The organism is Brevibacterium casei CIP 102111 (assembly GCF_900169275.1).
In the GTDB taxonomy this organism is placed as follows: Bacteria; Actinomycetota; Actinomycetes; order Actinomycetales; family Brevibacteriaceae; genus Brevibacterium; species Brevibacterium casei.
Map to the genome: position 1 here is coordinate 417,215 of NZ_FXZC01000003.1, position 20,272 is coordinate 437,486.

Sequence of the window (20,272 nt, forward strand, 5' to 3'; positions counted from 1 at the left end):
TCAGGTGAACTCCTCCACCCCACCACCTCGCGAAGGACCTCACCATGAACATCTACGACTTCCTGCCCATCCGCCTCCTCCTCGGCGGTGCCTATTGGCTCGTCACCACCCTGAGCGACATGCTCGCACCGCTCGCCGGCGCGAACGGTGCCGCACTGGCGATCGTCGTGCTCACGCTCGCCGTCCGCTGCCTCCTCATCCCCGTCGGGCTCTCCCAGGTCAGGGCCGGCATCACCCGCCGGCGTCTGGCCCCGAAGATCGCCGAGCTCCAGACCAAGCACCGGAACAACCAGCAGGTGCTCCAGGAGAAGCTCATGGCGCTCTACCGGGAGGAGAACGCCTCCCCGTTCGCCGGGTGCCTGCCGGTGCTCGCACAGACGCCCGTCCTCATGGCCGTCTACGGCCTCTTCGTCCAGGCGACGATCGGCGGACAGGCCAACGAGCTGCTCGGCCACACGCTCTTCGGGATCCCGCTGAGCTCGAGCCTCGTCGGGCTCATCGGCTCGGGGTCGCTGACGTGGGTCTCGGGAACGCTGTTCGCGGTCCTCATCATCCTCATCGCCGTCATCGCCGGCCTCTCCCGGCACCTGCTCACCCCACCCATCCCCGAGACGGCGGCGACAGCCTCAGGGAGGGCCGCCTCGGCGGGCTCAGGACCCGGTCAGGGAACGATGCCCGATCTCACGCAGATGACGAGGATGCTCAGCTTCATGCCGTTCATCACCGCGGTCATCGCCGCCTTCGTGCCGCTCGCAGCGACCCTCTACCTCCTGACGACGACGGCGTGGACGCTCGGCGAACGGTTGGTCATCAACCGCGCCCTCGGGGTCGATCACACCGGCGCGCCACGTGAACTGTAGTTGGTCCTGAGGTGACCGACATGAACTCGACTTGAACTCCCCGGTTCAGGTCCGGTCAACCGAGCGGACACTTCGCCTCTGTGTGGCGCCCCTATCGTGACGCCATGGTCAACAGACGCACACTCATCACCACCGCCGGCGTCGGCGCCCTCGGCGCATCGCTCGGCTTGGCAGCACCCGCCTCGGCGAAACCGGGAGGCAACGGCAAGGGAAGGGGCCGCGGCCGGGGCCGCGACAAGGGCCAGGTGACGACCTTCAACGTCATCTCCGACATCCAGGGCGACCTCGGGGACTTCGGCGTCGCACTCGACGATATGGCCAAGATCAACCCGGGCAGCGCCGGCCTCGCGATCGCCGGCGACATCACCCCTCGCGGATACGACTTCGAGTACGCGAACGTGCGCAAGCGCATGGACAAGCACACGTCCCCCGGCACGGTGGCGTGGGCGATCGGCAACCACGAGTTCTACGTTCCCAAGTACAAGGACCCGAACACGCTGTCCCAGGACACGTGGCCCAACGACGTCGTCGAGGACTCGCTGTTCAAGTCGTTCTACAACTTCGCCGGCCGCAACTCGATCTACGAGGAGTTCAGCTTCGGCGGCATCCCTGTGCTCGCGATCGGCACCGAACGCTACATGCGGTACCACGACGAGAAGCTCTGGGACGAGGTCTGGATGAGCGACAAGCAGTTCTCGTGGCTCGAGGATCGCCTCGACTACTGGAACCGGCGGAACAAGCCGATCATGATCATCACCCACCACCCGCTGCCGAACACGGTCTCCGGGACGAGGAACAAACTCTACCTCTCGAACTACCTGCAGTCCGATCGTCTCCTCGACCTGCTCGGGCCGTACAAGAACGTCTTCCTCTTCTCCGGACACACGCACTGGGACCTCGAGCTCTCCGACTGGTACACGCGACGCGTCGTGCCCTCCTCGGGCAACCTCTCCGGCTTCAATGTCTTCAACACCGGCGCGATCGAGACCGGCTACACCGACAACGGAACCGGCGGCGAGAAGAGTGTGCCCGGCGGGTTCAACCAGGGACTCCAGGTCGAGGTCTCGGACGACTCCGTGACGGTCCGCGCACGTGACTTCAAGCGCAAGGCGTGGATGAAGGAGATCACGGTTCCGCTCGCCTGAGTCGGCGGGGTGCGGCCTCGGCGGGGTGCGGCCTCACGACACCGACGCGGTGGTCCGACATATACGCGGTTAGCAGACCGCGTATATGTCGGACCACCGCGTCGGTAATCTGCGTCGTGTCGGTTCACCGCGTTCGTGTCGGTTCACCGCGTCGGTGACGTACTCGCCGCGATCGCTCCCAGAGTGCGCTCCGCCGAGACAGCACTCGGTGCCCAGACAGCACAGTGCCCGGGTGGGAATCTGCTTCCCACCCGGGCACTGGCCGTGCAGTCACACACGATGCTCGAGGAACGCCGCTGGTCAGGCGCTCGCATGGCCTACCTCACGCGGCCGACCTCAAATGCCTGACCTCGCGCGCTCAGCCTCACACGCCTGACGGCACGCGGCCAGCCTCGCGCAGCCAGCCGCACGCGGCCAGCCTCACGCCGCCTGCCTCACGCGGCGAGCGGCGCGCGCTCCTCTCGCGGGGCGACGACGAGCTCACCGTCGGAGACGGAGACCTCGACGGTGCCGCCCTCGGCGACGGCCTCGGTCACGAGGATGTCGGCGATCCGGTCGTCGAGCTCGCGCTGGATCACCCGACGCAGCGGACGGGCACCGAACTCGGGCTCGTAGCCCGCCTCGGCGAGGAAGTCCACGGCCTCCTCGGTGATCTCGAGCGCGATCCCCTGACGGGAGAGCCGCTCGATCGAGAGCTCGAGCTGAAGGCGGACGATCTCACGCAGCTGCGTGCGATCGAGCCGGGAGAACATCACGGTCTCGTCGATCCGGTTGAGGAACTCGGGACGCATGACCTCCTTGAGCCGGCCCTTGACCTTGGCGCGCAGATCCTTGTCCGTGACCGTCGCATCCGCCGAGGTGAAGCCCAGCGGGGTGCTCTGGCCGATGAACTCGGACCCGAGGTTCGAGGTCATGATGATGACGGTGTTGCGGAAGTCGACCGTCCGACCCTGACCGTCGGTGAGCCGACCGTCGTCGAGGACCTGGAGGAGCAGGTTGAACGCATCCGGGTGCGCCTTCTCGACCTCGTCGAGGAGGATGACCGAATACGGGCGCCTGCGCACCTGCTCGGTGAGCTGTCCGGCCTCGTCGTAGCCGACGTAGCCGGGAGGGGCGCCGACGAGACGCGACACGGTGTGCCGTTCCCCGAACTCGCTCATGTCGAAGCGGATCATCGCCGCCTCGTCATCGAACAGGGTCGCAGCGAGGGCCTTCGCCAGCTCCGTCTTGCCTACGCCCGTGGGGCCGAGGAAGAGGAAGCTGCCGATCGGCCGCTGCGGGTCGCCCATGCCGGTCTGCGACCGGCGGATGGCCTTCGACACCGCGGTCACGGCGTCGTCCTGACCAACGACGCGCTCGTGGAGCATGTCCTCGAGCCCGGCGAGGCGGATCTTCGTCTCCTGCGTCATGGACGACGCGGGGATCCCGGTCGCCCGGGACACGACGGCAGCGATCTGCTCGGCATCGACGACGCGGTCGCCGCCCTCTTTCGCCGAGGCGGCCGCTGAGCCGAGGACGGCTTCGAGCTGATCCGTCAGGGCGGAGATCTCGTCACGGATCTCCCCGGCCCGCTCGTAGTGCTCGGCGGCTATCGCGGAGTTCTTCTCCGCTTCGAGCTCGCCGAGACGCGTCCGCAGCGCCGAGGTGTCGACGACGGGTCCGCGCTTGAGCGAGAGCCGCGCTCCGGCCTGATCGATGAGGTCGATCGCCTTGTCCGGCAGGTACCGGTCGGTGATGTAGCGGTGCGAGAGTTCGACCGCTGCCCGGATCGCCTCGGCGTCGTAGGTGACGCCGTGGTGGTCGGCGTAGCGACCGGAGAGGCCGTCGAGGATCGTCACGGCGTCCTCGATGCTCGGCTCCCCGACCATGACCGGCTGGAACCGGCGGGCGAGTGCCGAGTCCTTCTCGATGGTCCGGAACTCCCGCAGCGTCGTCGCGCCGAGGAGGTGGAGATCTCCGCGGGCGAGCCTCGGCTTGAGGATGTTGCCGGCGTCCATCGAGTTCGATTCGCCGTTGCCGCCGGCGCCGACGAGCGTGTGGAGCTCGTCGACGAAGACGATCGTGTCGCCGTCGGCGGCGATCTCGTCGAGCGTGTTGGTCAGTCGTTCCTCGAAGTCACCGCGGTAGCGGGTGCCGGCGAGCATGCCGGGCATGTCGAGGGCGATGACGCGCTTGCCCTGCAGCTGCGCGGGGATCTCACCGGACTCGATCGCCTGGGCGAGGCCTTCGGCGATCGCGGTCTTGCCGACGCCGGCTTCGCCGATGAGAACGGGGTTGTTCTTCGTCCGGCGAGCGAGGATCTCGATGGTCTCCTCGATCTCGTCGCCGCGGCCGATGACCGGGTCGAGCCGACCCTCAGCGGCGAGCGCGGTGAGGTCGGTGCCGAACTTCTCGAGCATCGACTCCTCACCACCGGTCTCACCGGAGGCGTTCGCATTCTGCTTCGCCTCGGCGGCCTGAGCACCGGCCTGCAGCGTGGCCTGGGTGACCCCGGCCTGCGCGAGGATCCGCCCGGCGGGCATCTCCTGGTTGAGGACGAAGGCGAAGAACACGTGCTCGGGGTCAACGTAGGTCGATCCGAAAGCACGTGCCACCTGGTAGGCGTCGAGCAGTGCCTTCTGGGCAGCGCCCGTGAGCGTGGGCGCACCGTCGCCGGTGCGTGATTCGGCTGCCTCGGGCAGTCGTTCGTCGATCGCGGTCACGATCGCCTCGGGGTCGGCGCCCATCTGACGCAGCGACGCCGAGCCGTGCTCGGATTCGACCATGACGCGCAGCAGGTGCAGCGCGTCGACCTCTTCCTGGCCGCGACCGCGGGACAGGGCGGCGGCACCGTCGACGACCTCCCGGGTGCGCTTGGACAGCAGCCGGTTGATGTCGACGGAACGGCCCTGACGTGGGGTGTTCTGACCCTGCAGGTAGCGGGCGAGGAACTCGTCGAACGAGCCCTCGCCGCCGCTGGAAGGTCCGAAGAAGTTAGCCAAAGTGACCTCCTCTTGAAAGTTGAGTCAGGGTGACTCAGTTAAGTCCTTTGACCCAATCAACGAGAATCACTTCGGGGTTATTCCCCGCCCGAATCCGAGCGTGAGCGAGGTCTCCGCGGTCGCTGCGGCGCGGGCCCCTCACCGGTCGCGACGCGCCTGCCGGTCACGGGCGCGGGCGCTGCGCGGACCGACCGGACGGGTGCCGACGGCCTTCGCGAGGCCCAACGGCGGCGTGCCGACGTACATCGACTCGGCCCCGGCGACGGGGAACGTCTCATGCCAGACGCCGACGGCGTTCGGCGCCGAGCGGGCCCGCTTGTTGAACGCCGTCCAGGCCGGACGGTGCTCGGATTCGGGGGCGGCGGCGTAGCTGTAGATCTTCTCGAGCGAATCCCAGTACTGGACGAGCCAGGGCCCACGGGGATCGAACACGAGCCGGTAGCCGCGCATTCCCGAGTCCGGGTCCGCGGAGAGCTCGGCGAGCATCCGCGGCATGGCCGCGAAGACCGGTATCCACTGGTCGAAGCGCCACCATCGGCGGATCCGCATGCCGATGATGAAGACGACGAGCTCGCCGTCGTAGTCGTGGGTGAGCTTCTCCGGCCCGGGGACCGCTCGCCGCGAACTCGTCGGCGCGCCTGCGCCGGTCGGTGGATCAGTCGCCTCTGGTGTGTTCGCTGTCGTCGCCATCGCTCGCCCCTGCCATAATGGATATCTGCACTCTCCAATATTGGATACCTTGACTCTCCAATGTCAAGGGTCGGTCGACATTCGTCTCCGATGAACGAAACGAGGTCCGCATGCGCATCTCCGAGCTCTCGCGCCGCAGCGACGTGCCGGTGGCGACGATCAAGTACTACCTGCGTGAAGGTCTGCTGCCCGCCGGCGAGCGGACCTCGGCGACGCAGGCGGTCTACTCCCAGGCGCACGTCGCCCGCCTCGAGCTCATCCGCGCGCTTCTCGGCCCGGCACGGCTCTCGATCGAGAAGGCGAAGCGCGTGCTCGGAGTCATCGACGATCCGCCGGAGACGTTCATCGGCGTCCTCGGCGCCGCACAGGAGGCGACCGCGCAGGAGCCCGCCGATGCCCCCGACGACGGCCCTGCCCTTGCGCTCATCGCCGAACTCGGATGGTCGGTGGATCCGGAGAGCGTCGAGGTCCGCCAGCTTGCGAGCGCTCTGCGCGCCGTCGAGGCCGGCGGCGTCGAGGTCCTCGACGGCGGGCTCGCTCGCTACGGTCGCACAATCCATGACCTCGCCGAGGCGGAGGTGGCGACCGTGCCCACCGACGAGATCGACGGGGCCGTCCGTCAGGCCGTGCTCGGCACTCTGCTCCTCGAACCCGTGCTGCTCGCCCTGCGCCGGCTGGCCCAGCAGGATGTCGCGACCCGGAGGTTCAGGGACGCAGATTCGAGCGCTGAGGGCTGAGGGCTGAGGGGAGCCTGTGCCCCTCAACCCTCTGTGCCCCTAACCTTCAGACGGCCAGCCGTTGGGCTTGCAGCCTTGGAGTCCCTTCGTCTGCTGCTGCATGAGCGGGGCCGTCTCGCCCGTACCCGGGCACGATTCGTGTCCGTGGCCGAGGGCGTGGCCGACCTCGTGGTTGATGAGGTACTGCCGGTACTGAGTGAGATCGTCGAACTCCTCGGTCGCACTCACCCAGCGCTTCGCATTGAGGATGACATTGGGCCCGTTGCGGCACGAGAGCTTGCCGAGGGTGCGCAGCGGCAGGCACATCTCGTCGACGGTGTTCGGGCTCGCGATGCTGATCATCGCATCCTGGCCCGTCTCGACGAGCTCGATCGAGACATCGTCGATGTCCTGCCAGCCGCGCTCGTCCTGGAGCGTATCGATGATGAAGCCGGCCGCCTCGTCGACGTCGATCGGCAGGTTGTCCTCGACCCGCAGCGCGACCTGGAATGTCCGGCCGCCCTCACGGTTGGGACCGACCTCCTCGGCGGGCCGCTTCCACTCTCCGCTGCCCTCCATCTCGATGTCGTCCTCGCTCACCGCCTCCTGCGTCGACCCGGTGGTCGGACCCGTGGTCGGCTCGGCCGGCTCGGTCACCGAGGGGGCGGCGATCGTCTCGACGGTTTGCGGAGTCCGCCGCGTCTCGGTCGGCTCCTCTGCGGGTGCACACGCGCCGATACCGGCGAGGAGCGTGAGGACGGCGAGCGCCGAGGCGGCACGGACGGCGCGCGAACGGGGATGAGTCACAGGGCGAGTCTAACGGGGAGCGGGACACAGCCCTCAGAACTCGAGCCGACCGCCCGGCCCGCGCAGCGCCGCGTGCAGCCCATACGCCTCACCGGCGACCACCACGGCGTCACCGGCTCCGAGCACCTCGAGCGCCTGCCGTGTGGCCCCCACATCGGGCGACACGACCCGCAGGGACAGGAGCTCCACGGTCGGCAGGCCCGCCTCGGCGGGGTGCGTCGACTCTCCCCAGTCGATGAGGAACGGCTGCGTCCCCTCCGCCGGCAGGGGCGCCCGGGAGGTCAGCCGCCACTCGAGCAGCTCGCCGTCCGCGGTCTCACGCGACATGTCCCTCACCTCGCCGATGTCGACGCCCGCGGAGTTCGCCGCCGCAACCCTGTCCGCGAACTCCGGCGGGTGGATCGCCCATGTCTGCAGGGTCGGGGCGGTCGCCAGATGCGCATCGAGCGGCAGGGTTCCACCGGCAGGACGCCCCTGCTCGGGATCGGGGCCGAGGATCTCGAGGTACGTGCACGCTCCCGCCTGCCACCCGGCCGGGGCGAGTCCGACGAGGAAGTTCGCCGTCCCGAACCCCGGGTGCCTCCCGCCGGGCACCGGCCTCACTCCGGTCGCCCGCGCGAAGTCGGCGACCCCGGCAGCGAGGTCGGGAACGGTGACGACGAGGTGGTCAAGATGAGCAGGGATCACAGGATCCATTGTCCACCCGGCCCCTCGAGCCGCACATGGAGAGCGTCGACCTCACCCTCCTCGACCTCGATCCGCGCATCGAGGGCCGCGAGGACGGCGCGGACGGCTCCGGGGTCGGGGCTCGTCGCCCAGAACTGGTCGAGCGTGACCCGCGGCAGGTCCTGCTCGGCCGGGTGCGGTGAGCCCTTCCAATCGATGAGGAAGGGCTGGACTCCCCCGAGCGCGAGCGGAGTCCGCCGCGTCAGCCGCCAGTCGAGGACCTCACCTTCTGGGGTCCGCCGGCTCATGTCATAGACCCCGCCGAGGTCGACGGACGGATCGTTCGAGACCGCAGCGGCCCTGACGAGGCCGTCGAAATCGTCCGGGTGGACCGCCCACCGCTGGACGACGGGGTCGGTGACCCCGGCGAGCCTGGTCTCGGCCAGGGCCGGATCCTGCTCGGGGTCGGGGCCGAGGATCTCGAGATAGCCGCGGGTGAGCGGAGATCCCGCCACCTCGAGGCCGAGGAGGGCGTTGGCGGTCCCGGCGCCGGGATGAGACCCACCCTCAACTGGACGAACCCCCAGGACTGACTCACATTGCTCAACAGATCGAGCGAGATCGGGGACAGCGATGACGATGTGATCGAAGGCGCGCGGCAGCAGCATGTCTCAATATTAAGGCACGAATTGACGCCACATATCCCAGTGCGATTGACTCATTCCATGCAGATGACCCCACAGCGCGCCACATGTCGGACGTCGACGTGCGCCTCCCCGGAATTGATGCCGCCCGCCGATTGTTGAGCTAAACAGCTCCGATCCGAATCGGCTCGACTCTGCACCGTCACTCCACCGCTGTCGGGATCCTCCGCGTTCCCACCCGCTCGAAGGACTTCACCCCATGACCGTCCCCACCCCGACGGAGACCCGCTCCCCCGCCTCGGCGAGGGCGATTCGGACCCGCCGCAGCATCCTCGGCGTCGGCCTCGGACTCGGCACCTTCATCACGCTGAGCGCGTGCACGCCCACGGACACCGACCCGCTCACCGACGGAGCGCCGGTGACCGGAGGCGTACTCACGTACTTCGAGCCGCAGACATGGACGCTGCTCTACCCGCCGTCGGTGGGCTTCTACCCCAACGGCGGAATCATGAACAACATCTCCGCCCGCCTGCTCTGGCAGGACCCGGAGACCCTCGAGCTCTACCCCTGGCTGGCCACCGAGTTGCCCGAGGTCAACGCCGATGCCACGCAGTACACGTTCACCCTGCGCGACGGCGTCACCTACTCCGACGGGTCGCCGCTGACACCGGCGAACGTCGCGAAGAACTTCGACCTCTTCGGCCGCGGCGACGAAGCCCGGACCCTGCCCGTGTCCGAGCAGATCTCGAACTACGAGCGCAGCGAGGTCCTCGACGACCGCCGCGTCCGCTTCCACTTCAGCGCCCCGTCCCCGGGCTTCGCGCAGGCGACGTCGACGATGAACGCGGGGCTCCTCGCCGACTCCACCCTCGACCTCGACGCCGAGGGCTTCGGACCCGGCGGGGCGACGAAGATCCACACCGCCGGTCCCTTCCGCATCACCGCGGAGACGATCGGCACAAAGCTCTCCGTCCGCGCCCGCGAGGACTACGACTGGGCGCCGCCGCACCTCAAGCACCAGGGCAGGCCCTACCTCGACGGCATCGACTACCTGGTCAACAACGAGTACTCGGTGCGCATCGGCGCCGTCCTCTCCGGTCAGGCCGACGGGGTCCGCGACGTCCAGGCCCCGGACGAGACCCGCGTCGAGGAGCAGGGGCTGCGCCTCTATGCGAAGGCGACGAACGGGATCAACAACAGCATCAACTTCCGCTTCCGCACGGACCTGCTCTCCGACATCCGCGTGCGGCAGGCGCTCATCGCGGCGATCGACCGGCAGGAGATCGTCGACAAGCTCTTCACCCCGAACTACCCGCTGGCCACCGGCCTCCTCGCGAAGGGTGCAATGGGCTACAAGGACCAGTCGGGGTCGTGGGTCTACGACCCCGCCGAGGCGGCCCGCCTCCTTGATGAGGCCGGATGGGTCCTCGGCGAGAACGGGTACCGGGTCAAGGACGGGCAGGTGCTCGCGCTGACCGTGAACACGGCCCTGCCCCAGCCGCGGTCGAACGAGGTCCAGACGCTCATCCAGCAGCAGCTGCGCCGCGTCGGCGTGCGCCTGTCGATCAACCCCGGCGACCAGGCGAAGCAGACGCTCGACGCCCTCGAAGTCGATCGCATCCAGATCTACCACTCGATGGTCGCCCGCGCCGACTACGACAACCTCCGGTCGAACTACTCCTCGGTCAACCGCGACGTCTTCCTCAACGCCCCCGGCCGTGACGATGCCGCCGACGACACCGTCGATCCCGAGATCGACCGCCTCCTCGAGGAGCTCGCCTCCGAACCGGAGACGACGAAGCGCCAGGCCGCCGCCGAGGCGGTTCAGGACTACCTCGTCGACCAGGCCTATGTCCTCCCGTTCTTCGAGGAGCCCCAGGTCTTCGCGTTCCGTCGCCGCGTCCACGGCTTCACCACCGAACCCGTGGGCCGTCCCGACTTCTACAGCACCTGGATTGCGAGCTGATGATGATCGACCTCCGCTATGTCCTCCTCCGACTCGGCCAAGCTGTGCTCGTCCTCCTCCTCGCCTTCACCGCGGCCTTCATCCTCCTCTCGGTCATCCCAGGCGACGGCGTCACGGCACGCTTCGCCGATCCCGCGCTCGGCCTCTCCGCCGACCAGGTCGCGGCGATCCGTGCCGAGACCGGGGCCGACGAGCCGCTGCTCGCCCGGTATCTCATCACGCTCGGAGGATTCCTCACCGGCGACTTCGGCTTCTCCGTCCAGACGGGGGCCGCGGTCTCGACGATCGTCGCCGCGGCCCTGCCGTCGACGATCGCCCTTGCCATCTCCGGCTTCCTCACCGCGGTCGTCCTCGCCGTCCTCATCGCCGTCTTCGCAACCTACGGTCCGGCGACCGGCCCGCAGGCGTGGGTGCGCAGGGTCGTCGACTCCGTGCCGAGCCTCTTCATCTCCATCCCCGTGTTCTGGCTGGGGATCCTCCTCATCCAGGTCTTCTCCTTCCAGCTCGGCATCGTCTCCGTCGTCTCCCCCACCCCCGCCGAGGCGCTCGTCCTCCCCACGCTCACCGTGGCCGTCCCGCTCTCGGCCCCGATCGCGCAGGTCCTCATCCGCTCGATCACCGAGGTCAAAGCCGCGGGCTTCGTCAAGGTCACCGCCGCCAAGGGCGCGTCCGAGCGGTGGATCCTCATCCACACTGTCGCCCGCAACGCCCTGCTGCCGGGCCTGACGATCGTCGGACTCGTCTTCGGCGAGCTCGTCGCCGGTGCCGTCGTCACCGAGACCGTGTTCGGCCGCAACGGCATCGGCCAGATCACCGCGCAGGCCGTGACGAACCGGGACAACCCGATCCTGCTCGCCGTCGTCGTTCTCGCCACGCTCGGCTACGTCGTCATCAACCTCGCCGTCGACCTCCTCTACCCCGTCATCGACGTCCGTCTGCGCGGGAAGCCGGGAACCGCCTCGGCGAGGGCAGGACGCGGAAGCGGTCGAGGCGGCGCTCGTTCGAGCACCGCACACAGCGCAGTTACCGCCACCGATCCCACGACGAAGGAGGCGCTGGCGGCGAGCGCGTCCAGCGTCGGCGTCGCCCTCGACTGGGGTGAGCCCTCAGCCGTCGGTCCCGCTGACAGTGTCGGCCCCGCTGACAGTTCTGCCGCCGGCGGACCCGGCACCTCTGCCCAGGACGCGGCCGAGCCGGGCCGAGCCCTGAACGGAAAGAGGACCCCATGAGCTTCATCTCCAGCCTCACGCGCACAGCGCAGGGCACCGGACGCGTGCGCCCGAACTCCCGACGGCCCCGCCCTGGCTCCGGGCGACTGCGCTCAAGTGCCGGTGCGCTCATCGGTCCGGCCACCGTCATCTCCGGCCTCGTCCTCCTCATCGCGGTCCTCTGGGCTCTGCTGCCCGGCCTGTTCACGCAGTACGACCCCAACGACGGCGGGACGACGCCGGCACTGCTCGCCCCGAGCCTCGAGCACTGGTTCGGCACCGACCAGACGGGACGCGACGTCTTCACCCGCGTCGTCTACGGCGCCTCCCAGTCCCTGCTTGCCGCGCTCGTCGCGGTCGGAGTCGGCCTCCTCGTCGGCACAAGCATCGGACTCATCGCGGGCACCCGCCGGGGCTGGGTCGACGATGTCCTCATGCGCGCCGTCGACGTCCTCCTTTCGATCCCCGCGATCCTGCTCAGCCTCTCGATCGTCATCGTCCTCGGCTTCGGCACGATCAACGCGGCGATCGCGGTCGGCGTCACCGCAATCGCGCAGTTCGCCCGGCTCGCCCGGTCCGAGGCCGTGCGGATCGATACGAGCGACTTCGTCGCCGCCGCGTACGGGTCCGGTGGCACCTACTGGTCCGTGCTCGTCCGACACATCCTCCCGAACTCGATCTCGCCGGTGCTCACCCTCGCCGTCCTCCAGATCGGCTCGGCGATCCTCCAGATCTCCACACTCGGATTCCTCGGCTACGGCACGCCGCCACCGACTCCCGAATGGGGCCTCATCATCGCCGAGGGCCGCAACTTCGTCGCCACCGCGTGGTGGCTGACGGTCCTGCCCGGCCTCGTCGTCATGGCGATCGTGCTCGCCACTCACCAGATCGGCAACACCCTGCGAAAGGCGACATCATGACCGACCTCCTCGCTCCCCCGACCGCGTCTCTGCTGTCCGTGCGCGGACTCACCGTCGACTACTCCCACCGCGGCGGGACCGGTGACCCTGCGGTCGATGGGCTCGACCTTACCGTCCGCCCCGGACACGTGACCGCGGTCGTCGGCGAATCCGGGTCGGGCAAGTCGACGACGGCGAACGCCGTCCTCGGTCTCCTCCCCGAATCCGCGCGGGTCACGGCCGGGAGCATCCAGCTCGGCGAGGTGGCACTCGACTCCCTGTCACCCCGTGCCTGGCGCGATGTGCGGGGAGCCCAGATCGGCTACGTCCCCCAGGATCCCGGCAGCTCCCTCAACCCGCTGCGCACTGTGGGCAAGTCCGTCGCCGAGGCGCTGCGCATCCACCGGCGCGCAGACCCCAGAACCACTCGCGCCGAGGTCCTCGACCTCCTCGAGCGCGTCGGCATCGACCGTCCTGAGCTGCGAGCCGACCAGTACCCGCACGAACTCTCCGGCGGAATGCGGCAGCGCGTGCTCATCGCCGCAGGCATCGCGCTGCGGCCGCGGCTGCTCATCGCCGACGAACCGACCTCGGCGCTCGACGTCACCGTGCAGAAGCGCATCCTCGACCTCCTCGACGAACTGCGTGCGGAGACCGGCATGGGTGTCCTCCTCATCACCCACGACCTCGCGGTCGCCGGGGAACGGGCCGACGACGTCGTCGTCATGCAGTCGGGCAGGGTCGTCGAAGCAGGACCGGCCGGGGAGATCTTCTCCCGTCCAGCCACCGACTACACCTCGCGCCTGCTCGCCGACGCCCCGGCCCTGCAGGTCAGGGAACCGAAGGAGCGGACAGATGCGAGCGCCGAGGCGGCAGGTCCGGGCGCCGAGGCGGCTGCCGGGTTCGTCTCGGTCGAGGGCCTCACACAGGTCTACGCGCGCACCGACGACCCTGCCGCCGGAACCACTGCCGCCGAACCCGCACCGGTCATCGGCGTCGAGGACGTCTCCCTCACCGTCGCCCGCGGGACGACGCACGGCATCGTCGGCGAATCCGGCTCGGGGAAGACGACAACGGGCAAGGCACTCGCCGGCTTCCTCACCCCGCAGGCCGGGTCGGTGCGGATCGGCGAGATCGATGCGGCCCGCCTCGGCGAGGGAGGACAGCGGCGCCGGCGGCTGCGCGAACTGCGGCGCACGGTCCAGCTCGTCCACCAGAACCCCTACTCCGCGCTCGATCCGAAGCAGTCGATCGGGGCGATCCTCACCGAGCCGCTGCGGAACTTCCGCATCGGCACCCGCGCCGACCGCGGGCAGCGGGTGGCGTCGATCCTCGAGAAGGTCGCCCTGCCGGGATCGTATGTGCAGCGGCGGCCGCGCGAGCTCTCGGGCGGGCAGCTGCAGCGGGTGGCGATCGCCCGCGCGCTCATCGCCGGACCCGAACTCGTCGTCTTCGACGAAGCGGTCTCCGCGCTCGACGTCACGGTCCAGGCGCAGATCCTTCGCCTCCTCGGCGAGCTCCAGGACGACCTCGGACTCACCTATGTCTTCATCTCCCACGATCTCGCCGTCGTTCGGCAGATCGCGGACACGGTGTCGGTGATGTCCGGGGGCCACCTCGTCGAGTCCGGGCGCACCGAGGACCTCTTCACCCGGCCGCAGACGGCGTACACGCGCACCCTCCTCGACGCGATCCCCCGCCCGCTCGCGCTCCAGGGAAGCCGCACCCCGGACACCCCGAGTGCCCACGGTGCCTCCGGCCTCCTCGACACCTCCGCCCCTAACTCCGCCACCCCCTCCGACCCCACCGCCGCCGGCACCCTCGCCGCGGCAGAGAGCTGGGATCCACGATGACCGACACGATCACCACCCCCACGCCCACGACCGGCCCCCGGCTCGGGTTCTTCACCCGCCTCCTCGAGGACGCGCCCGCCGAGCAGCGGTACCGGTTCGCGCTCGAGCAGATCGAAACGGCCGAGCGTTTCGGCTTCGCCACGGCCTGGGTCGCCCAGCACCACTTCTCCGCGACCGAGGGCGGTCTGCCCTCGCCGCTCGTCTTCCTCTCCCACGCGGCGGCACGGACCTCACGGATCCGGCTCGGCACCGCGATCATCACCCTGCCGATGGAGAACGGGGTGCGGGTGGCCGAGGACGCCGCCGTCGTCGACGCACTCTCCGGCGGTCGCCTCGAGATCGGGCTCGGCTCGGGCGGCAACCCCAAGTCGTTCCCCGCCTTCGGGACGACCTTCGACGACCGCCGCACCGTCTTCGCCGACAATCTTGCGGCGCTGAGGACCCTGCTCGGCGGTAAGGCGCTCATTGCCGGGGACGTCCAGCCGGAGGGCTACCGCCTCTACCCGCAGGCGCCGGGGCTGGCCGATCGCCTGTGGCAGGCGACGTTCTCCGCGGTCGGCGCCGGTGCCGCGGGAACAGCCGGGGACGGGCTCATGCTCTCGCGCACCCAGCCGCGCCCGGCGGAGAACACCTCCGCGACCCTCGACGAGGTGCAGCTGCCCGTCATCGACACCTATCTGTCCGCGCTGCCCGACGGTGTCGAGCCGCGCATCCTCGCCTCGCGCACCGCGGTCGTCGCCGACGCCGAGGATCTCCCCCGGCTGCGCGAACTTACCGAACCCGCCCTGCGCGCCGAGGCGAACCGCCTTGTCGGCTACGACACCTCCGGTCTCAGCCTCGACGAGCTGCTCATCGCGACCGACACCCACCTCGGCACGCCCGAGCAGGTCATCGAGAGCCTCGCCGCCGACCGGGTGCTGCCGCGGGTGAGCGACGTGAGCTTCCAGGTCCACTCGGTGCCGGCGACGAACGAGCACACGCTGCGCTCGATCGAACTGCTCGCCACCGAGGTCGCTCCGGCGCTCGGGCTGAAGGTCGAGGGTGGTGCAGTCGCGGGTGCAAGGGTTGGCTCTGGAGCCGGCGCCGGCGGCGGCTCTGTCGGTCTCGGGGCTGCGGCGGCCGGATCGGCGCGCTGAGATGCCCGACATCATCAACCTCCTCGCCGGCCTCACCGAGGGCGACCCCCTCGACCGCCTCCGCGACCACCGCCCTCAGGCGAAGGAGAACGCGCAGCTGAGCTTCGAGGCACTCCTCGAACCCGAGGAGCCGGGCGACTTCTCCTACCGCGACCGCTACGTCATCGCCGCGTTCACCGCCGGGCTGCTCGGCTCGACCGCCGGCGAGGAGTTCTACCGGGACCTGCTGCGCGACGAGGACGAAGCTGCGGCGTGGGCGATCGCCGAACTCCTCGACGACACTGTCGTCGACCTCGACGCGACGAACCCCGTCCGCGGCCCGTACGGGAACTACGGATCCGCGAGGTTGGTCGCAGAGAACGTCAACGGTCCCTGGCTGAGCGTCGGTGCGAAGGCACGGGACACGCTCGGGCCGGTCACCTCGGCGGGGATCGAATTCGCCCACCTCCTCGTCCTCCATCCCCGCGATGCCGGGCCCGAGGACCTCGCCAGGCTGCTCGCCGCCGGCTGGGACGAGGACGGAATCGTCACTCTCGCCCAGCTGATCTCGTTCCTCAACTTCCAGATCCGGTTGAGCGCCGGGCTCGCCGCCCTCCTCCACGCCCCCGCCGCGGCCGAGGAGCAGATCCCCTCCCGCCCGCTCACCTCGGCGGATGGGCGTGCCGGTGGGTCCTCCGGGGCAGGGTCCTCGGGGGCGGGATCCGGGTCGGGTGCCGATGGATCCGGAACCGGAGCGCGGTCGTCAGCCCTCGCCGAGGTGGGGGCCCGGGTGAAGACGTACCCCGACCTCGCGCGGCCGGAGGTCTTCCAGCAGTCCGGGCTCGGCTGGGTGCCGTGGATCGCGCCCGTCGCCGAGGCGGACCTCACCGAGGCGCAGCGCGATGCCCTCATCGAGGCCGGGCGGGCGAAGAACCCGTACTTCCGCCTGCTCGCGCGGGATCCGGCGGCGCTGCGGGCGCGCACCCTGACCGACTTCGACATCTTCTTCAACGTCAGCGACGGCCTCGGCCGGGCGGAGCGCGAGCTCGCGGCAACGGCGGCCTCCCGACTCAACGGGTGCCTGTTCTGCGCGTCGATCCACTCGGACCGGGCGAGCGAGGAGTCCGGCCGACGGGACCTCGTCCAGCAGATGTTGGATACGGGGACGGATGAGCCGTCCCACCTCGGCGATCCGGTGTGGGATGCCGTCGTCGACGCCTCGGTCGCTCTCAGCCTCACCCCGCCGGCCTTCGGACCGGACCGGGTGGCGGCGCTGCGGGATGCGGGACTGACCGATGCGGACATCATCGATGTCCTCGGTGGGGCGGCGTTCTTCAACTGGGCGAACCGGCTCATGCTCTCCCTGGGAGAGCCCGAGCTCATCGCATCGGGGAAGACGAGGTAGGCGCGGCGGGACTGCCGGATGCGGCGGTCCGGCACACTGTCCGACGCCTTCCCGTCCGACGCTTGCCTACCCGATATCGCCCGTTATCCGACGTCCATGAGCGTCGAGCGGATGATGAAGCGGTTTCCCGTCGGGGATTCGACGCTGAAGCCCGCGCCGCGGCCGGGGACGACGTCGACGGTGAGGTGGGTGTGCTTCCAGTACGCGAACTGCTCGGCCGACATCCAGAAGTCGATCCCCGAGGTGGTGGCGCCGTCAGCGTCGGCCTCGGGCAGGGGCAGGTCGAAGTGGCCGAGGAGGACGTCGGCATCGGAGGTGAGGAAGTCGCCTTCGGGGAAGCACATCGGCGAGGAGCCGTCGCAGCAGCCGCCCGACTGATGGAACATCAGCTGACCGTGCTTGGCGACGAGGTCGCCGAGGAGGTCGACCGTGGCCTGCGTCATCGCCACCCGGGACTTCGTCTCCCCCTCGATCGTCGGTGACGATTCGAGTGCGGTCGGAGCGGTCTGGTCGGCTGGCTCGGCGTGCTCATCGGGTGCGCTGCGGCCAGCGGGCGTCGACTCTGCTGGGCTCCGGTCGGCGGGGATCCGGTCGTCACCGACCTTCGCGGTGTCGATCTGTTCGCTCATGACATGACCTCCATCGGTTGTCGCAGGAGCCGGTTCTCGCGGATCGCTGAGGCGGCGCGATCGCGCCGTTGTCCTCCACCTCCGCAATGATGGGGTCGATGTCGAACTTCCTCATCGCCGATCCCAGTCCACCTCCGGCGGACGACCGCCGACTCGTCTGCAGGCGACAAGCCTCCCGTCGACCGACTCCGTCGTTCCAGCCTAGGCCTCGGCAGACCAGAGAACAAGAGTGGTCCACGGCGAGGTCGAAGCGCTTCAAAACTCGCTCACCTGCGTGAATTCAGATGAACCTTAGTTCGAACGAGTTTCGAACTTTCTATTGACAAGATTCCCTCTAAGGTCTAGACTGAGAGCAACGATCCACACCGTTGTGGAGAAGGCAGGTGACCGGCAGTGACAGACCTCGCGAACCCCGCAGGACCCGGCTCGAGTGCTGCCGACGAGGAGCCTCCCGATCAACCGAGCACGCCTCCTCGCCTCGAGGTCGACCCCGATTCCCCTTTCGCCGACGTCCTCGACGTCTACACGAGCAGCGATCGTGCTCAGCTCGCCGCCCTCGAGACCACGGCCTCGCTCTTCCTCGCCGAAGTCATCGACCACCTGGGCCTCCTCAACCCCAATCCGGAATCCCCCTACCGGCACGCAACCCTCACCGAGACCGCGTCCCGTTTCGCAGATGCCGCTAATAGGGAGGGCGAGTCCATCAGCGGCGACGGAGTTGCCACGCCTCCCGCCGAGGCGGATGCGGAAAGCACGTCGGATCCATCCGCTGAGTCGACCGCGGACGGCGATGCCGCGCTCGTGGAAGCCCCCTCAGCCACCCCTGATGCGACGTCCGTACCCGGCTTCCCGAGGTTCCGGGAGACCCAGACCATCGACGGATGGGTCCACATGCACTCCCACACCGAGGAGATCGGCGAGTTCACCGTCATTCTCGGCACCACCACCGCAGGCACCTACGCACACATCAACGACGCGATGACTCTGGTCCACGGCCTGCCGAAGTTCCATGCTCGGTGCCTGGCAGGAGAGTTCACCATCGCCCACGTCCACGCCGCGACTCGGTTGTGCAAGAGCGTCCGGTTCTCCGACCTCCGCCACATCGACGATTACCTCGAGACCCGGCGCGCCGACATCACCATCGAGACGTTCAAGAAGTCGCTCGCGATGAGGGTCAGCGTCCTCGAACCCGCCGACGAGCGCACCCAACAGGCATTCGAGCGTCGCCGCGTCGACATCACCACCTACCCCGACGGCTCATCGTGTCTCACCCTCACCGGGCCATCGGCAGAACTGCAGGCGTGCTTCCTCCGCATCGAAGCATTCGCGAAGGCGATCCGCAACGGCAACACGGCTCCGTTCGGCGACCAGATCCCCGACGGTGCCGTCATCGAGGACGACCGCGCAATCGCGGCACTGATGTTCGACATCTTCACTCGCACCTGCCCACAGGTCCGCATCCAGGTTCGCACCGAGGAGACCGACACCGGGGTGATCGGCACCAGCGAACTGCCGCTCGACCTCGAAGGCGTCCGCAACGTCGCCGATGTCGCCGAGCGGATCACCGCAGCCGCCGAGGCGGTCGGCATCTCCGCGGACCCCTCGGTGACCGACAACCGAGGATCGCTCGCCGGAACCGGGGCATGCATCGCCGGCGACAGCGCCGACATCACTACCGGAGCCAGCACTGACGCTCTTGCCGGCCCGGGGGCAGACGCGGAGAACGCTTCGGGATCCGAGATTACCGATTCGGCCTTCGGTCCCATTGCCCGCACCGCCCACGGCATCGGCGGTGACAGCACAGACGACCACCTCATCGGCACCGTCCGCGGGAAGGGCCGGATGGTCGACATCCTCCTGACTATGCCCACTGACGCCTACTGGCTGGCCGCGCAGGGCAAGATGATCACCACGGTGCCGTTCCTCACTCTCCTCGGATACTCCGACCTGCCCGGCACCTTTCCCGACGGTTCGCCGATCCCTGCCGACACGGCACGCAGGATCGCCAGGGAATGCTCCACGTGGACGCGGATCCTCACCGATCCCGCAACAGGAACCCCTGTCGACGCCAACGCCACGAGCTACTACATTCCAGCGAGGATCCGGCAGACCCTGACCGCCAAATGGCAGGCATGCACGATGCCCGGCTGTCGAAGACGCGCCGAAGCATCCGAAGTCGACCACATCATCCCCTTCGACCACGACAATCCCGCTCTGGGAGGTCTGACCGTGTTCGGCAATCTCCATCCCCTGTGCAAGAAGGACCATCAGAGCAAGACCGACGGCAACTACTCCGTGGCCATGGACGACAAGGGACTCATCGAATACCGATTCCCACACGGAATCCGGGCGACCGTGGCCGCAGGGGACAACCCTGTCAACGTCGAGCACGCCAGACTCATGGAGAGCGGCGAGCTCACAGAGCGCGGCGAGCTCACGGAGAGCGGCTCATCGGACGAATACTTCGATCCGCGCTTCCCACCACCGCCACCGGAACCCGACCCCCAGCCCGGCGACGTCCGCACCGGTGAGGAGTGCCCAGGACCCGAAGGCAGCATCGGGACACCGGGGTGGGTGAAACGGACCGACTTCTTTCGCAGCTACAACGGAAAGAAGCGGACCGAAACCGAATGGGTCTGGGACAACGGCGATCCTCCGCCCTTCTGAGCCACTGCTCTGATCAGCCCC

The 20,272-nt window shown here is 68.9% G+C and carries 16 protein-coding genes; 10 read left to right on the forward strand and 6 right to left on the reverse strand.

Annotated elements, in window-relative coordinates; translation table 11 throughout:
- The first annotated feature begins 44 nt into the window (after positions 1–44).
- A complete protein-coding gene (locus tag BC102111_RS09035) occupies positions 45–860 on the forward strand; it encodes a YidC/Oxa1 family membrane protein insertase (RefSeq protein WP_101624129.1) in 816 nt (271 codons plus the stop codon).
- Between the two features lie 104 nt (positions 861–964).
- Positions 965–2,005 carry a metallophosphoesterase family protein gene (locus tag BC102111_RS09040; RefSeq protein WP_101624130.1) on the forward strand — a complete coding sequence of 347 codons (1,041 nt, stop codon included), beginning with the start codon at positions 965–967 and terminating at the stop codon, positions 2,003–2,005.
- A 434-nt stretch (positions 2,006–2,439) separates the two neighbouring features.
- Here the strand turns inward: BC102111_RS09040 and BC102111_RS09045 are convergent, their stop codons facing one another.
- Together BC102111_RS09045 and BC102111_RS09050 are read right to left on the reverse strand one after the other, a co-directional pair.
- The gene (locus BC102111_RS09045; RefSeq protein WP_101624131.1) at positions 2,440–4,986 is read right to left on the reverse strand and encodes an ATP-dependent Clp protease ATP-binding subunit; all 2,547 of its coding nucleotides are present in this window, start codon (positions 4,984–4,986) and stop codon (positions 2,440–2,442) included.
- Positions 4,987–5,124: 138 nt separating this feature from the next.
- Entirely contained in the window at positions 5,125–5,676 is a 552-nt protein-coding gene (locus BC102111_RS09050; RefSeq protein WP_197907835.1) for a DUF4188 domain-containing protein, read from the reverse strand.
- 110 nt (positions 5,677–5,786) lie between these two features.
- On the opposite strand from BC102111_RS09050, the gene BC102111_RS09055 reads away from it, so the two are divergent.
- Positions 5,787–6,413 (forward strand): MerR family transcriptional regulator, encoded by a 627-nt coding sequence (locus tag BC102111_RS09055; protein WP_101624132.1) that lies wholly within the window; start codon positions 5,787–5,789, stop codon positions 6,411–6,413.
- Between the two features lie 39 nt (positions 6,414–6,452).
- Here the strand turns inward: BC102111_RS09055 and BC102111_RS09060 are convergent, their stop codons facing one another.
- Genes BC102111_RS09060 through BC102111_RS09070 form a run of 3 tightly spaced genes read right to left on the reverse strand, consistent with a single transcriptional unit; the run spans position 6,453 to position 8,533 of the window.
- Complete coding sequence (locus tag BC102111_RS09060) at positions 6,453–7,199, reverse strand: DUF3152 domain-containing protein (RefSeq protein ID WP_095376076.1); 747 nt, start codon at positions 7,197–7,199, stop codon at positions 6,453–6,455.
- Positions 7,200–7,232: 33 nt separating this feature from the next.
- The gene (locus tag BC102111_RS09065; protein WP_223290019.1) at positions 7,233–7,886 is read right to left on the reverse strand and encodes a VOC family protein; all 654 of its coding nucleotides are present in this window, start codon (positions 7,884–7,886) and stop codon (positions 7,233–7,235) included.
- Positions 7,883–8,533 (reverse strand): VOC family protein, encoded by a 651-nt coding sequence (locus BC102111_RS09070; protein ID WP_095376078.1) that lies wholly within the window; start codon positions 8,531–8,533, stop codon positions 7,883–7,885. The genes BC102111_RS09065 and BC102111_RS09070 overlap by 4 nt, the downstream gene beginning before the upstream one ends.
- Before the next feature lie 235 nt (positions 8,534–8,768).
- On the opposite strand from BC102111_RS09070, the gene BC102111_RS09075 reads away from it, so the two are divergent.
- From BC102111_RS09075 to BC102111_RS09100, 6 genes are read left to right on the forward strand one after another with little or no spacing between them, the layout of a single operon-like run.
- On the forward strand, positions 8,769–10,475 hold the full coding sequence (locus BC102111_RS09075) for a TIGR04028 family ABC transporter substrate-binding protein (protein WP_095376079.1): 1,707 nt from the start codon (positions 8,769–8,771) through the stop codon (positions 10,473–10,475).
- The gene (locus tag BC102111_RS09080) at positions 10,475–11,704 is read left to right on the forward strand and encodes an ABC transporter permease (protein WP_095376080.1); all 1,230 of its coding nucleotides are present in this window, start codon (positions 10,475–10,477) and stop codon (positions 11,702–11,704) included. Before BC102111_RS09075 ends, BC102111_RS09080 begins: the two co-directional genes overlap by 1 nt.
- A complete protein-coding gene (locus BC102111_RS09085) occupies positions 11,701–12,603 on the forward strand; it encodes an ABC transporter permease (protein WP_095376081.1) in 903 nt (300 codons plus the stop codon). Before BC102111_RS09080 ends, BC102111_RS09085 begins: the two co-directional genes overlap by 4 nt.
- Entirely contained in the window at positions 12,600–14,435 is a 1,836-nt protein-coding gene (locus tag BC102111_RS09090; protein ID WP_101624133.1) for a dipeptide ABC transporter ATP-binding protein, read from the forward strand. The genes BC102111_RS09085 and BC102111_RS09090 overlap by 4 nt, the downstream gene beginning before the upstream one ends.
- Positions 14,432–15,571, forward strand: coding sequence for a putative FMN-dependent luciferase-like monooxygenase (locus tag BC102111_RS09095; protein ID WP_101624134.1), 1,140 nt, complete (start codon positions 14,432–14,434; stop codon positions 15,569–15,571). Before BC102111_RS09090 ends, BC102111_RS09095 begins: the two co-directional genes overlap by 4 nt.
- 1 nt (position 15,572) lies before the next feature.
- Positions 15,573–16,955 carry an alkylhydroperoxidase domain protein gene (locus tag BC102111_RS09100; RefSeq protein ID WP_063249981.1) on the forward strand — a complete coding sequence of 461 codons (1,383 nt, stop codon included), beginning with the start codon at positions 15,573–15,575 and terminating at the stop codon, positions 16,953–16,955.
- An 83-nt stretch (positions 16,956–17,038) separates the two neighbouring features.
- Here BC102111_RS09100 and BC102111_RS09105 read toward each other — a convergent pair whose 3' ends face one another.
- Positions 17,039–17,398, reverse strand: coding sequence for a DUF779 domain-containing protein (locus tag BC102111_RS09105; protein WP_227007106.1), 360 nt, complete (start codon positions 17,396–17,398; stop codon positions 17,039–17,041).
- Between the two features lie 579 nt (positions 17,399–17,977).
- Here BC102111_RS09105 and BC102111_RS09110 point away from each other — a divergent pair.
- Positions 17,978–20,251: an HNH endonuclease signature motif containing protein gene (locus BC102111_RS09110; protein ID WP_101624135.1), complete on the forward strand. Its 2,274-nt coding sequence runs from the start codon at positions 17,978–17,980 to the stop codon at positions 20,249–20,251.
- The last annotated feature ends 21 nt before the right edge of the window (positions 20,252–20,272 follow it).

Coding starts and splice junctions, on each gene's coding strand:
- BC102111_RS09090 (WP_101624133.1), top strand. CDS start 12,600: ATGACCGACCTCCTCGCTCCCCCGACCGCGTCTCTGCTGTCCGTGCGC.
- BC102111_RS09070 (WP_095376078.1), bottom strand. CDS start 8,533: ATGCTGCTGCCGCGCGCCTTCGATCACATCGTCATCGCTGTCCCCGAT.
- BC102111_RS09050 (WP_197907835.1), bottom strand. CDS start 5,676: ATGGCGACGACAGCGAACACACCAGAGGCGACTGATCCACCGACCGGC.
- BC102111_RS09080 (WP_095376080.1), top strand. CDS start 10,475: ATGATGATCGACCTCCGCTATGTCCTCCTCCGACTCGGCCAAGCTGTG.
- BC102111_RS09040 (WP_101624130.1), top strand. CDS start 965: ATGGTCAACAGACGCACACTCATCACCACCGCCGGCGTCGGCGCCCTC.
- BC102111_RS09075 (WP_095376079.1), top strand. CDS start 8,769: ATGACCGTCCCCACCCCGACGGAGACCCGCTCCCCCGCCTCGGCGAGG.
- BC102111_RS09105 (WP_227007106.1), bottom strand. CDS start 17,398: ATGACGCAGGCCACGGTCGACCTCCTCGGCGACCTCGTCGCCAAGCAC.
- BC102111_RS09035 (WP_101624129.1), top strand. CDS start 45: ATGAACATCTACGACTTCCTGCCCATCCGCCTCCTCCTCGGCGGTGCC.
- BC102111_RS09085 (WP_095376081.1), top strand. CDS start 11,701: ATGAGCTTCATCTCCAGCCTCACGCGCACAGCGCAGGGCACCGGACGC.
- BC102111_RS09095 (WP_101624134.1), top strand. CDS start 14,432: ATGACCGACACGATCACCACCCCCACGCCCACGACCGGCCCCCGGCTC.
- BC102111_RS09100 (WP_063249981.1), top strand. CDS start 15,573: ATGCCCGACATCATCAACCTCCTCGCCGGCCTCACCGAGGGCGACCCC.
- BC102111_RS09055 (WP_101624132.1), top strand. CDS start 5,787: ATGCGCATCTCCGAGCTCTCGCGCCGCAGCGACGTGCCGGTGGCGACG.